Annotated in this window: 11 protein-coding genes; 7 read left to right on the forward strand and 4 right to left on the reverse strand. The window is 54.8% G+C overall.

Annotated elements, in window-relative coordinates; translation table 11 throughout:
* Positions 1 to 51: 51 nt before the first annotated feature.
* Entirely contained in the window at positions 52 to 678 is a 627-nt protein-coding gene (locus GJ746_RS13035; RefSeq protein WP_154680586.1) for a DUF1062 domain-containing protein, read from the reverse strand.
* A 364-nt stretch (positions 679 to 1042) separates the two neighbouring features.
* Here GJ746_RS13035 and GJ746_RS13040 point away from each other — a divergent pair, with 364 nt between their 5' ends.
* The 7 genes from GJ746_RS13040 (at position 1043) to GJ746_RS25230 (ending at position 7791) form a co-directional block, all read left to right on the forward strand.
* Positions 1043 to 2074, forward strand: a complete 1032-nt coding sequence (locus GJ746_RS13040) for a LacI family DNA-binding transcriptional regulator (protein WP_154680587.1) — start codon at positions 1043 to 1045, stop codon at positions 2072 to 2074.
* Positions 2075 to 2278: 204 nt separating this feature from the next.
* Complete coding sequence (locus GJ746_RS13045; RefSeq protein WP_154680588.1) at positions 2279 to 3232, forward strand: ABC transporter substrate-binding protein; 954 nt, start codon at positions 2279 to 2281, stop codon at positions 3230 to 3232.
* A 66-nt stretch (positions 3233 to 3298) separates the two neighbouring features.
* Positions 3299 to 4831, forward strand: coding sequence for a sugar ABC transporter ATP-binding protein (locus tag GJ746_RS13050; protein ID WP_154680589.1), 1533 nt, complete (start codon positions 3299 to 3301; stop codon positions 4829 to 4831).
* Complete coding sequence (locus GJ746_RS13055; RefSeq protein WP_154680590.1) at positions 4818 to 5837, forward strand: ABC transporter permease subunit; 1020 nt, start codon at positions 4818 to 4820, stop codon at positions 5835 to 5837. Before GJ746_RS13050 ends, GJ746_RS13055 begins: the two co-directional genes overlap by 14 nt.
* Positions 5838 to 5914: 77 nt before the next feature.
* The gene (locus GJ746_RS13060) at positions 5915 to 7285 is read left to right on the forward strand and encodes a hypothetical protein (protein WP_154680591.1); all 1371 of its coding nucleotides are present in this window, start codon (positions 5915 to 5917) and stop codon (positions 7283 to 7285) included.
* Positions 7282 to 7428, forward strand: coding sequence for a hypothetical protein (locus GJ746_RS13065; RefSeq protein WP_227852645.1), 147 nt, complete (start codon positions 7282 to 7284; stop codon positions 7426 to 7428). Before GJ746_RS13060 ends, GJ746_RS13065 begins: the two co-directional genes overlap by 4 nt.
* 219 nt (positions 7429 to 7647) lie before the next feature.
* Positions 7648 to 7791, forward strand: a complete 144-nt coding sequence (locus tag GJ746_RS25230; protein WP_195908734.1) for a hypothetical protein — start codon at positions 7648 to 7650, stop codon at positions 7789 to 7791.
* Positions 7792 to 7798: 7 nt separating this feature from the next.
* On the opposite strand, the gene GJ746_RS13070 is transcribed toward GJ746_RS25230, so the two are convergent.
* Genes GJ746_RS13070 through GJ746_RS13080 form a run of 3 tightly spaced genes read right to left on the reverse strand, consistent with a single transcriptional unit; the run spans position 7799 to position 12622 of the window.
* Positions 7799 to 8455 carry a molecular chaperone gene (locus GJ746_RS13070; RefSeq protein ID WP_227852647.1) on the reverse strand — a complete coding sequence of 219 codons (657 nt, stop codon included), beginning with the start codon at positions 8453 to 8455 and terminating at the stop codon, positions 7799 to 7801.
* Positions 8456 to 8475: 20 nt separating this feature from the next.
* Positions 8476 to 10089: a fimbrial protein gene (locus tag GJ746_RS13075; RefSeq protein WP_154680592.1), complete on the reverse strand. Its 1614-nt coding sequence runs from the start codon at positions 10087 to 10089 to the stop codon at positions 8476 to 8478.
* The gene (locus tag GJ746_RS13080) at positions 10076 to 12622 is read right to left on the reverse strand and encodes a TcfC E-set like domain-containing protein (RefSeq protein ID WP_154680593.1); all 2547 of its coding nucleotides are present in this window, start codon (positions 12620 to 12622) and stop codon (positions 10076 to 10078) included. Before GJ746_RS13080 ends, GJ746_RS13075 begins: the two co-directional genes overlap by 14 nt.
* Positions 12623 to 12628: the final 6 nt, after the last annotated feature.

Below are 12628 nucleotides of genomic sequence, written 5' to 3' on the forward strand. Positions count from 1 at the left end.
TTCATTTTTGCGAGTCAGCTCCCCGGACAGAAGCCCTGTCCGGGGCGGTGATTATCTCCTCTCTGGATCTTGACCCGCAGACAGCAGAATGCGCCTGCGCGCCAGGAGCAGCTCTACGCTGATGTAAAGCCTGTATCCTTCCGCTCTGAGCCCTGGCGAGCGCAATTCCTTCGGCGTGATACCGGCGATTTCGCCCGCATCAATCCGCTTACGGATCTCACAGCCGCTGAGCCGCAGCTGTTGTCGCAGCACCGCCAGCAAGCTGGCGTGAAAGGCTCGTTCCGGTTTGATATGTACCCAAACCCAGGCCGAGCGGATAAGGCTGCTTCGCCAGTGTTCGTCTACAACAAATTCGGGCGAGCCGGACAGCAACGCGCCATTACGTCGTAAAATCTGCAGATCGTGTGAATACGCCAGGACGGCGGACTTATCGTTAGCGATAAGTCGCGCGTAAAGTTGCGGCTTGATTTTGCTGACAGGCAATCGAGAGAACAGGCTGATATTCCAGGTATAAGCGCAGCGCACGCACTTATAAATGCTCCAGACATCAAGCCGTTTTTTTTGTGAATTGATCCGGAAAGCACCGGATGGGATGAAATCCTGCTGCCCGTGACATGAGGGACAGCGTTTGCAAATCAGCTGGTAGCCCACAGGGCTGATGTTCCATGTGACTTTCATGGTGAACCTTTTTTAACCCATACAAAAGCGGATCCGTGCTTAACGGACCGTGATTTTTGCGATGTGAAAAATATTTAGAGAATACTTTTCAGTGGGTTAAAAAAAGATTTCCAACACGACTGCCCTGTCTGATCGCCAATGAATGAGCCAAGGATAACAAAGCGCCTCAGGCTCTACATCTGTATCAAATCAATAAATCGTTGTAATTCATTCACAGATAGTCTTGTTTACGCCCTGTTCACAAAACGAGAAGCGGCTCACTGATCAAACAAACCTAAACGTTTATGTTTTGCTTCATAAACGTTTAGGTTGAGCTAATAACCGTTTATGTCATGGGTATTTTCATCAATTCAGAGAGCGGAAAATGCGAAAAGCAACGATGAGGGATGTCAGTGAGGCGACGGGATTTTCAATGTTCACCGTCTCACGTGCGCTAAACGGTGGTGATGGCGTTGCTGAGGATAGCCGCGAGCTGATTTTAAAAGTGGCGCGGGAGCTTGGCTATGTCCCCAACCGCGCGGCTCAGGCGCTTCGGCGCTCCAGCAGAGACTCGGTGGCGGTTATTACCGCCCATGCCTCAAACTCTTATTATCTCAACCTGATGTCCGGTATTCAGCAAATGCTGCCGCCTTCGCAATGGACCGTCGTTCTTGGCGATATTGCGGTGAACGGCATCTATGACCGGGCGCAGGAGGATCGCATGATTAACCGGCTGATCGAGTCGCGTATGGCCGGGATCATTTCAACGGTCACGCTGCAGCCGGAAAGCCTGAGTCTGCTGGCCAAATGGGACATTCCGGTGGTTTTTGTCGACTCACCTCCCCGCGGCGAACACAATTTTCCCAGCGTCACTACCGACAATTACCACGCCAGCCTGCTGGTGGGAAATCATCTGGCGCAGCATGGCTATAAGAACTGGCTACTGCTGATCTATCCGGACCGCTGGACGACGCGTTTTGAACGCGAACGCGGGATCCGCGAAGCGGCAGAACGCTGCGGCGCGACGCTCCAGGTACTGGAGACAGAAAACGACGCGCTATCTGCCGCGGCTAAATTAAACCAATATCTGGATTGTCAGAACCCCCTGCCGGATGTGCTCATCGCCGGTAACAACCCTATTCTGCTGGGTTCTCTCAAGCAGCTCCAGCAGCGTCAGATAGCTATACCTGACGAGATGGCCCTTATTGCCTATGACGAATTTGACTGGGCGCCGCTGTTAAACCCGCCGCTCACGGTCCTGAATGAAAACAGCGAAGAGATCGGCAGGCAGTCGGCTGCAATGCTTATCCGCTTAATTAATCAGGAAGGAAAAGGAGAAATAAACACGCAGCTTACAGTTCCCGCCGAACTGGTTATTCGCCAGTCCTGCGGCTGTAGAAAAGTTAATAACGACTAAAAACAGCGTTGAGATTGCTGACAAAGCGCGTTTTGGGGAGTTGCCCTGCGCCTGTCCACTGTTCAGCAATCTCAACTGATTTATCTATTTAAATCCCGGCTGAGCTTTTCAGTCGCTAACGCCAAACAATATCAGAGGATTATTTCTGAGGGTTCCCCACACCTGGCGGTAAGTCATAACACGAGAAAATGAAAGGAGCACAATATGACCAAACTTCGCAAAGCATGGCTGGCTGTCGCTGTTACCGCGGTTATAACCACCATGACAGGATTTATTCCCGCCGCCGGTGCGGTGCCACAGGAAAATAAAAAAATCTCCCGCATCGGATTAATGGTGCAGGACATGTCTAACCCCTTCTTCTCGGCAATGGAAAGAAACGCAAAACAGGCCGCGGCAAAAATCGGCGCAACCCTTAACGTCCAGGATGCTCAAGTCGATTTGGCTAATCAGAACACGCAGATTGACGCGTTTATTCAGCAGAAAGTGGATCTCATTATTATTTCCGCCGTTGATGAGTCCGGGATCGAACCAGCTATTCAAAGAGCCAAAGCCGCCGGGATCATTGTTATCGCGGTCGATACGCCAGCCAAAGGCGCTGATGCAGCCATCATGACAAACGCCGTTCAGGCCGGAGAAACCTCCTGCGAATATCTGTTCAACCAGATGGGCGGTAAAGGCAAAGTGCTGTTGGTCGATGGTACGCCGATTCAGACCATTATCGATCGTATCAAAGGGTGCAAAAACGTCGCGCAAAAATACCCGGATATCAAAATTGTCGGCCAGCAGGCATCGCGCAACGACCGCGCCTCCGGCCTGATGGTTACCACCGATATGCTCACTGCCAATCCGGACGTTTCCGGTATTTTCGGCATGAACGATCCTTCGGCTCTCGGCGCGGTGCTGGCCGTTGAACAGGCAGGCAAAGCCGGCGCTATCAAAGTCACCGGCGTAGACGGTAGCCCGGAAGCGGTTGAAGAACTCAAGCACAGCGGCTCACCGTTTATCGGCACCGCAACCCAGAACCCGGGGGAAATGGTACGCCAGGCCATCACTCTTGCTCAGGAGATGGTCGACGGCAAACCTCTCGCCTCCCGTACCGTCTTGATCCCCAGCGTGCTGGTAACCCGCGATAGCGTCGAAAGCTATCCGGGCTGGTAATCACATCATCACTTCAAGAGGCAACAAACGGGATGACGCACAGCTTCATCCCGGAGGGCAAAGACAATGGCCGACAGATCATCACACCCCTTACTCAGGCTGGAAGGGATCTCAAAACGCTACGGCGCGACGCTGGCGCTGAACAACGTGCGCTTTGATTTATTCGCCGGAGAGGTCCATGCCCTGATGGGGGAAAACGGCGCGGGAAAATCCACGTTGATGAAAATCCTCTCCGGAAACGAGCAGCGCGATAGCGGCGCGATTTTTATCAACGGGCAGGAGATTGATATTCGCACGCCAAGGGATGCCCGCAAATATGGCATCGCCATTATCCACCAGGAGCTGAATACGGTTCCCGATATGACGGTGGCGGAAAACCTGTTTCTCGGCCAGGAACCGACCGTTTTCGGCGGTATTCTCGATCGCAAACGGATGCAGCGGGAAGCCAGAGAGAAACTGGAGCGGATTAACGCCGACATCGATCCGCAGGCGCCGCTCGGCTCGCTGAGCATCGGCCGTCAGCAAATGGTGGAGATCGCCCGCGCCGTGAGCGAAAACGCGAAAGTTCTGGTGCTTGACGAGCCGACCGCCGCCCTGTCGCGGGCGGAGACGCTGCAGTTATTCCAGCTGATAGAACAGATGCGCAAGGAGGGCGTCGGAATGGTCTATATCTCGCACCGTATGGAAGAGGTATGGCGGCTGGCAAATCGGGTCACGGTGTTCCGGGACGGCACCTGGATCGGCACAGAAACCATGGGCAGCGTCACGACCACTGATATCGTGCGCATGATGGTTGGCAGGCAAATTGTCGATCTTTATCAACATGAACCGCGTACGCCCGGTGGCGTATTGCTGGAGGTCAGGGATCTGGCGGGAAACGCTACCGGTCCGGTCTCTTTTGAGGTCAGGGCTGGCGAAGTGGTCAGCATGTCCGGGCTGGTGGGCTCGGGTCGAACCGAAGTCGCCCGCCTGCTGTTTGGCGCCGACGTGCGGCTCCAGGGCAGCGTGCGTATTGACGGTAAAGCCAGCCATCCGGCAGATCCTACCGCCGCCATCGCCGACGGTATCGGGATGGTGACCGAAGATCGCAAAACTCAGGGGCTGTTTCTTGTTCATTCGGTTGAGCACAACATCGATATCAGCTCGCTGGATAACTTTGTCGCCGGCGGCGTGGTAAAGCGCAAGACGATCCGCGCCGCCGTTCTTGAGCAGATGCGCAGGCTTCGGCTGCGGGAAAATGCGGTCGAACTGCCCGTCGGCGCCCTGTCCGGCGGTAATCAGCAAAAAGCGGCGCTGGCGCGCTGGCTACTGCGCGACTCCAGGCTACTGATTCTCGATGAACCTACCCGCGGCGTGGATATCGGCGCCAAAAGGGAAATCTATGAACTGATCGATAAGCTCGCCCGCGCCGGGAAAGCCATTCTGGTTATCTCCTCAGATTTACCGGAGGCCATCGGCATCAGCGACCGCGTGCTGGTGATGCGCGGCGGGCGAATCGTTCACCAGTTACCCTCATTTTCAGCAACGGAAGAAGAAGTGATGCTGCATGCAACAGGAACCTATACCAGTCAATCCGGAGAATGCCATGGACAACAATAAACCTGTGACGGAGCTGGCGGTCAAAGCGCCGTTTGATTTTGCCAAATGGTGGGATCGGGTGGGAATTTTAATCGTTCTGCTGGTTCTGCTGATCCTGATGTCGACCTTTGCCCCGAACTTTAACCGCGTCGATAATCTGCTGAATATCGCCCGCTCGATTTCCGTCAACGCTATTCTGGCGGCGGGCATGACCTTCGTCATTTTAACCAGCGGTATTGATTTGTCCGTCGGGTCTATCGTCGCCGTCTCCGGCGTGGTCTCGGTGGTTGCGGCGATGGCCGGGATCCCTGCACCGCTGGCGCTACTGGCCGGCGTGGGTGTGGGCGCGCTCTGCGGTCTGCTGAACGGCGTGCTTACCGCTTATCTCGCTCTTGCGCCGTTTATCGTCACCCTGGGCACGATGACGTTTCTTCGCGGGATGGCCTACACCATTACCGAAGGGCAACCCATTGTTTCGAGCAGTCTTAGCTTTCGCGAGCTGGGAAACGGCTATCTTGCCGGTATTCCCATTCCGGTGATCATCATGCTGGTGGTGTACTTGCTGGCGTGGTTCATCCTTGAACGTACGCGATTTGGTCGTCACATCTACGCCGTCGGCGGCAACGCTCAGGCTGCCCGTCTGGCCGGCGTCAGGGTAAAACGCGTGCTGGCGGCAGTGTATATGATTGCCGGCGTCTGCGCGGGTCTGGCGGGAATGATTTTCGCTGCCAGGGTTATTTCCGCCCAGCCTACGGCGGGTACAGGTTATGAACTGGATGCCATTGCGGCGGTGGTTCTGGGAGGCACCAGCCTTGCCGGTGGCCGCGGACGAATTATCGGCACCCTGATTGGCTCGATTATTCTTGGGGTACTCAGCACCGGCCTGATACTGCTGAGCGTGCCCTTTTTCACCCAGCTATTAATTAAAGGCATCGTCATTATTCTCGCCGTAGCTATAGACGGACTAAAGCAGCATCCGGAGCTGTTCACCTTCTGGCGGAAAAAAGAGATCGCCCGTCCCCGCTAGCTTTCCCTGACGATTTGTTTATCCGCCGCTCTGGCGGCGGGTTTTCGCTTGCTTAAATTTGAATGGAGTACACGCCGATGACATATCTTATTACGCTGACGGACCCGATGAACGGCACTCGGGAAGGCGAACCGATTACGTTTACGCTCCCGGAGCCGTTGTCAGGATCCCTGTGGTGGGCTATCACCGAAAACGGAGAACGGATCCTCTGCCAGCGCCTCAATCATCAGTCGACGCAAGACAGCACCGCTTTTATCGCTACGATCAGCTTCTGCGGAACGCTGAACATGCGGCTCGAACGCCCGCTCACGGCGGCGGAAGTCGGGGAAATTTCCGGCATCAAAACGCTGCCGGGACGGGAGAGTGATTGCTTCGTTCGCCTTAACACCGGCTGTTTCGATCTGGAAATGTGTCGGGGAACCGCTCAGGGCGTCGGCTCATCCAAATGGGGTTTGCGCCATTTCCGCTGTCTGGCAGACGACGTCGAGCTGCTTCCTTCCGGCAATAACGCCATCGGGGGTTTTTACGGCCCCTTCTTTACTCCGGAAAATGGGCTGATTAACCCACCGGAACATACTGTTGTCGACATAGACATTATTGAACAAGGTCCGGTCTACCATCATTACCGCATGCGCGGCGAAATCCCCGATGGCTTATTACCGGAGCTACGCGGTAAAGGTTTCGCTATCGACTGGAAATTTAGCTGGGGCACCCCGTGGTTTCAGCGGCGATACTGCGTGGATGACTTTTCAACGGTCATTAACGGACGTTCGGTCACCAACAAAATAACCGTCGGCGACGAGTTTGAAAGCGGCCCGGGAAAACTGCTGTTCGACCGCTTCGCGGCCTATGGCGGTACCCGCTACCGCGCGGGCGATCCCTATGCCGAAGAGCTGGTCGCCATGGTCGCCGATACCGTCGCCACCTCGGAGAATGCTGGTCCGAAATTTGCTGAATTCCGCGAACAGCTTGCCGATATGGCTTCCGCTCACTGGGATCTTTACTGGCGGATGTTCTGCCGCTGGGAGAACGTGCTTGATGAGGCGGAAATTCGCCAGCGGCTGAGCCAGGTTCGCACCCGGGCGCATCTCAGGGCCGATCTGCCCGAACGGCAATGGCTGCTGACCGACTCCCCCGTGGACGTTTCCTCCGTGGCCGATGAAACCATTTTCCCCGGCCCGGCCAGTAAAACCGTCGAATATGACTCGGCTAGCGGCCGGGCGATGATCTGGTGGACTTCCCGTCCCTCCGGCGCGTTTCAGATTGTCCAGCGCCGTCAGTCCGGATGGGTTAACTGGGGCAGCAACGGTGAAAACGAATGCCCTGAACTCCCGGTCGGCGTCGATATCAAGACCGCCTGCGGACCGTATGCCGATCGCTGGACGCTGATAGCCAACCAGCTGGAAACTCCGCCGCTGGTAGCGGTAAATAAAGGAGATAGCCTGTGATCCTGTGCTGCGGAGAAGCGCTCATTGATATGCTGCCCTGCCAGATACGGAAAAACGCCTCCGCCTTCCTCCCCTGCGTCGGCGCCGCGGCGGCGACGGTTTCAAGAGCCGGCGCTAATCCACCGTGGCAGCATGAGCTTTGAGTCCTGATTAGGCTTTACCCCAGCAAGTATTGGCAGTGAATGATGGTCTGAAAGAGTTTTTATTTCAGACCATCAATATTATTCGTTGCGCATATCACTTAAAGCTCACTTATTGAATGAAACCTCAACCAGCCTGATTTATTGATGGCTATTGTCCTCTAATACATTAGTATCAGGTCATTGGATTGTATTCATTTGTCTGTCGACAGGATGTCATCAATGAAAAAGTGCGAATGGCTCACCCGGTTACGTGATACAACGATTCCACAGCATAAGCTTCAGCCGGCGAAATGGCTTGCGTTTCTGGCCTTACTACTTTTACTGGTACAGCTGACGGTGGAATCGCTGCTGCTGTCTGAATAATCTGCTGTTATCGGATCTCAGAGCAGGCTTTTCCCAACGTGAAATAACGCTGGTTGGCCACCACAAATTTTCGGTTTTCCCCGCTTAACGATGCGTCGCGATAGCTTTCTCCGGGCAGCATATAGAACTGGGTGGATCGTTCATCATCTCCCGCGCACCCCTGATGAATAATTACCCGGAAAAAGGTATTCCCGCTATTGCGAATCTCTCCTGTACGCTCGTCAATCTGCCACTCCAGGCGCTGCTTACGCGGCCTGACCACCAGAATCGTGCTCATCGCCACCACCGGCAGAACATCCATCTGCTGCGCCGCCGCCCTGAACGGCAACAATGTAACCGGCGTCTCTTTAAAAACCACCCGGTAATAACGCTCCTGACTATCTTCAGGGCCTTTGTAGTAAAGGCGAAAATATTCACTGCTTCGCGGCTGTAAATTAAAACGCAGCGGGGCATACAGCAGTTCGCCCTGATTGGGCAAAACCGTTTCGTTTCCCGCCCCGGGTTTAGCGATTTTCCACGCGGAGATGGTATACATGTTATTGCGCGGCGTATCGTTATACAGCGGCTGCGAGATAAACGCCTGGTCAGAGGGCATCTCATAAATCACCGCATTAAAAAACGCCGCTACCGCCGCCAGCGGCGCGGCGGCCAGCAACGTTGTCATGGCCTTGATTCTGCTGACCATTAATCGACACCCAGCCATTTGGCGGTAACCTTTACCTCACCGCTGGCGTTGACGGTTCCCATCCAGTCGCTACCGTCCAGAGTGCGCCGTGAACGCGGATCGTCCATCGGAAACAGCAGCTTCAGGCGGGTAGAAAAATAGTATCCGTCATCAATGGCCGCATTCCACGGCGTCTGCGTCCAGCGCGCGCCGGTCATATCTACCGGGGTGTCAATACAGCTGTTGCGGGTTTTGACCGTTTCCCCGCCCGCTGCCGTCCAGGAGAGAAATGCCGGGATCGGTACCTGCCAGCCGCCCTCCTGCGAGGTGAAGAGGCAGTAAGAAACGCCATCAATAGAGGTTCCTGCTCCGGTTACCTCCGCCGTCACCGCATCCGCCATACGCGACGAAGAGACCGTGACCTGATAGTCAAACTCAATCGGCGTCGGGTCGCCGATATTGCCAGACTCTTTGGGCGCAGAGTTTCCATCCGATGAAACGATACTGATCCCATACTCTTTCGGCAGAATGTTGATCATGCTCGACGCCGTAAACTGGTAATAACCGGACTGCGAGGTATTGCCGTTATCAAAGAAAAAGGTGAACAGCTCATCGTTATTGGTAATGCTGATCCCGCGCTGGATCAGATTTTGAAAGAAAGTTTTCGACAGGAACACATAAACGTACTGACCCTCGGTGGTAAATACATTGGAGTAGGTGGTGGAAGCGCTCCAGTTATACCAGTTTGAGCCATTGCCGCTGTATTTAATGGTTTTCGCTGCCGGACTGAAGCCGAGCGTCGCGGTATCGACCACCATTTCAAAAGACAATGACGAGGTTACGCGCTTGGTTTCCCGATAGCGGTACGAGACCATCTTGCAGGTCATCCCGCTCTCGCCGCCGACAATGCTGACTTCGCAGTGCTCGCTGCCAACGTTGACGCTGGGCGTGCCATCGCTGGCAATCCAGATTTCCGCCAGCGCGCCGGTGCTGTTCAGCGTCAGGTGCCCCACCTTGGTGGCATTGATAGTGTAATAACGCCACGTCGCTCCTGAGGCCAGGTCCCGACAGCGCTGTCCCGACGCGGCATCATAATCGGTTTTGGTATAACACAGATTCAGCACAAAAGCGTCGGTCTCACCCGGCTGTCGATTACGCAGATATTCATACATCGCCGGAGAGAACGTCGCGTATCCTGTACCGCCGTTTTCCAGAGTGCTACCGGCCATCGTATGGTAAAAACCCTCACTATCAATAACCTCACCGGAAAGATAGCCCTGCGACGGACAGCTGGTACCGGTCGTCATGCAGCGAATGCCGACAAACGGCGTATTTACCGGCGAGTTGGAGAGCCACATATCATAATAATAGGAACGATAGCTCCAGCTAACGTAGCCCATATAGCCCAGACTACGCTGCTTCGTTGAATAGCGGGTCCAGACGTTCGCGCCGGAAAAACGCGGATCCAGGCTACCGGGGGTGACGAAATACTCGTTATCGACGTGGTTTTCAATAAACAGGTAATCATTTTTCCCCGAGCCGCTACTGCTGGCGTTGACCGCCCAGCAGTGAAATGATGTCACGCTCAGGCAAGCGCCCAGCGCCAGACCGAAAAAAAATTTACAGCGTCCCACGCAGAGCCTCCCCTTGTGCGGCCATTCGGGTTTGTGATTCACACTGTAAATCCCCCATCCACACGGCGCCGCGCGCTTCCTGTAAATCCAGCTCCAGTTCGCAACGCTGGCCGTTTTTTTCCACCAGGGTGATGGTCGGGTAACGTTTATCTACATCCATCGCGAATTCTCCTTGTCCATCAGTACGCCCTTTACCAATGTGGTTATGAATATCGAGGTGCGCGGCGACGCTGCCGTTATCGCGGCGAATACGGCCAAAGACCGTAACCAGCTGTTTTATCTCGGGACGTATCACCTCAACGTTGCCGGGATAAAGCACTGACTGGTGGCTTCTGCCGCTGACAATATCCACGCTATCAACGCTGCGTTTGTCATTCATCAGCTCCACGCTGTAGCGCGCGTAGGCAGGTAGCGGAATAAAGTTTTTCTTGCCGCTGAGCGGATAATGCTGGCCGTTAATTTTGGCGGTCATAGTCGCGTTATCGTTGAAATCGGTATGGATCAGCACGCCGGAAGCGTGGCTACCTTTCGCCGCAACCACGTCGCGTCCGGCCCAGGCAACGCTTCCCAGGGTGCTGAAATTGACATTGGTGCTGTTATCCGAAGCATGAGTGGCGGATAGCGTGCCGCTGCTGTATTTGCTGTCGTAGCTGACAAAACCGTTGATGGCGCGCTTATCGCTGCGGTGGCTCTCACTCTCTTTGCTCTTCAACCGCTGAGAAGCCGATAGTCCCGCCTGGGTAATGGTACTGTCGGTAAAACGCTTCCTGAGCGCCATATTCGCCAGCATATTGCCATTTTCACTGGAGACGCCTGCGCTAAACCAGGCCGCCAACGGCAGCGAGAATTCAAGATTGACGTATTTATCCCGGGTGGTGTCCTGGTTGCGCTGATAATGATAATTCTGCACTCCGGTTCTCAGGGTGACCGTGCCATAGCGCCCCGAGGCCAGCGTCTGGGAGTAGTCGAGGTTGTTATAGCGCGTTTTGTTGCTGTAGTTTTCCGTCCGGCTAAAGGTCAAAGAACCAAGATAAGGCGTCAGCGACTGCAGGGGCAGCGTCGCGCCCCAGGTGAAATAATCCCCATTACGTAACGGCAAATGATTGCCGATATGGGTAAATTCGCGGGAGCCCCAAAATGAACCATAGCCCGCAGGAAGACTCAGATTGAGGGTGGTGATGCTTTTTCTGCTGCCATCGTTGGCCAGCAGTATTTGCTGGTTGGCCCGCAGGCGTTCGTTGAACATTACGTCAACTTCGCTTTCGTTGACGGCGTTGCTGTCGAAGCCGTACAGCGTAGATTTAAACGATGTTCCGGCAAGCCAGGGAAACGTGACCGCCGCCGATCCGCCGCTCAGCCAGGTGTCCTGCTTCCCTTCGCGCAGCGCGTTTTTCGGCCGATAATCGGTTTTGTGATATTCCAGCATTCCGCCAAATACCTGCCACGACCAGCGTTCAGTCACGCTTGAACGACGGGAGTAGGTTTTGTTGATCTGCTCGTTGCGGCTGCTGGCAACTTTGCCGTTAATCACCACCTGAACCTCAACGTTGTAAATCCCGAACGGCAGCGTCGCGGTATTTACTTCATAGCTACCCATGGCAAAGTTCTGGATGCTCAACAATTTGCCGTCGCGCAAAATATGCACCTCGCCCGCCGCCGGTAAAAATACGGTGATCGGCGTCAGGGACAGCGTGGTATCTTCAAGATGCGAGTTGCTCTTGTTGCCATAGCTGACGCCGTAGATGCGGCTGGAGTTAAGGGCGGTCATGCTGGCGATGGACTGTAGATTCCAGGTATCCACCATACCCAGCGCCAGTCGATTACCTTTGACATCGCGTTCATACATCGCCCGGTAGAGATTACCGCTGCTGTTGGATGAGCCGATCCCGTAGAAAGAACCGTTGAGATTAACGTGGTGCTCACGCAACGCCGTGGTGTTATCCAGGGTCAGATAGCTGCTGGTACCGTCATAGCCGTTGTAGCGATGGTGATAGGAGCCAAAAGAGTAGTTAAGCACGTTCGATGGCGCGCTGGCGGTGGAATCCCCTAAAGCGCTATGTCGGGGGAGCGTCGTCGTCGCCAGCGCGCTGCGGTCGACGGTCATTTCCAGGTAGAAGGCCCTGACATCGAAGGTTATCTGCGCGGCTTCGGAAAGATGAAGCGTCATGTCGGAGGAAAACTGGCGGTCCTTCAGGCCATTAACTATCTCTTCCACCGGCGCAGAAAGCGAAAGGTTATCCGCCGTGGAGACCAGAGTGAGTTCGCGGATCGTCAGCGCGCCGTCTTCGGTAGCAATCAGCGCGTCGGCAATTTTTTGTCGGCTTCGCGTCGGCTGCTCCGTCTCTTTATAGCGAATAAAAACCGGTACCCGCATGCCTTGCTTAAGCGCATCGGCAAATACGGGAGGAATAACATAATCACCCACGCGCAGCAGCGTCGCCCTGCCCGCGTTATCGCTTGCAGATGCATCCACCGTACAGACGAGACATATTCCGGACAGCAGCATTCCTTTTCTGAATAACAATCCTGACATCTGTAA

The organism is Klebsiella oxytoca, from assembly GCF_009707385.1.
GTDB lineage: Bacteria > Pseudomonadota > Gammaproteobacteria > Enterobacterales > Enterobacteriaceae > Klebsiella > Klebsiella oxytoca_C.

What these genes read in the sequence shown, in the direction of transcription:
- GJ746_RS13035 (WP_154680586.1), bottom strand. Translation starts at nt 678, where the DNA reads ATGAAAGTCACATGGAACATCAGCCCTGTGGGCTACCAGCTGATTTGC.
- GJ746_RS13040 (WP_154680587.1), top strand. Translation starts at nt 1,043, where the DNA reads ATGCGAAAAGCAACGATGAGGGATGTCAGTGAGGCGACGGGATTTTCA.
- GJ746_RS13045 (WP_154680588.1), top strand. Translation starts at nt 2,279, where the DNA reads ATGACCAAACTTCGCAAAGCATGGCTGGCTGTCGCTGTTACCGCGGTT.
- GJ746_RS13050 (WP_154680589.1), top strand. Translation starts at nt 3,299, where the DNA reads ATGGCCGACAGATCATCACACCCCTTACTCAGGCTGGAAGGGATCTCA.
- GJ746_RS13055 (WP_154680590.1), top strand. Translation starts at nt 4,818, where the DNA reads ATGGACAACAATAAACCTGTGACGGAGCTGGCGGTCAAAGCGCCGTTT.
- GJ746_RS13060 (WP_154680591.1), top strand. Translation starts at nt 5,915, where the DNA reads ATGACATATCTTATTACGCTGACGGACCCGATGAACGGCACTCGGGAA.
- GJ746_RS25230 (WP_195908734.1), top strand. Translation starts at nt 7,648, where the DNA reads ATGAAAAAGTGCGAATGGCTCACCCGGTTACGTGATACAACGATTCCA.
- GJ746_RS13070 (WP_227852647.1), bottom strand. Translation starts at nt 8,455, where the DNA reads ATGACAACGTTGCTGGCCGCCGCGCCGCTGGCGGCGGTAGCGGCGTTT.
- GJ746_RS13080 (WP_154680593.1), bottom strand. Translation starts at nt 12,622, where the DNA reads ATGTCAGGATTGTTATTCAGAAAAGGAATGCTGCTGTCCGGAATATGT.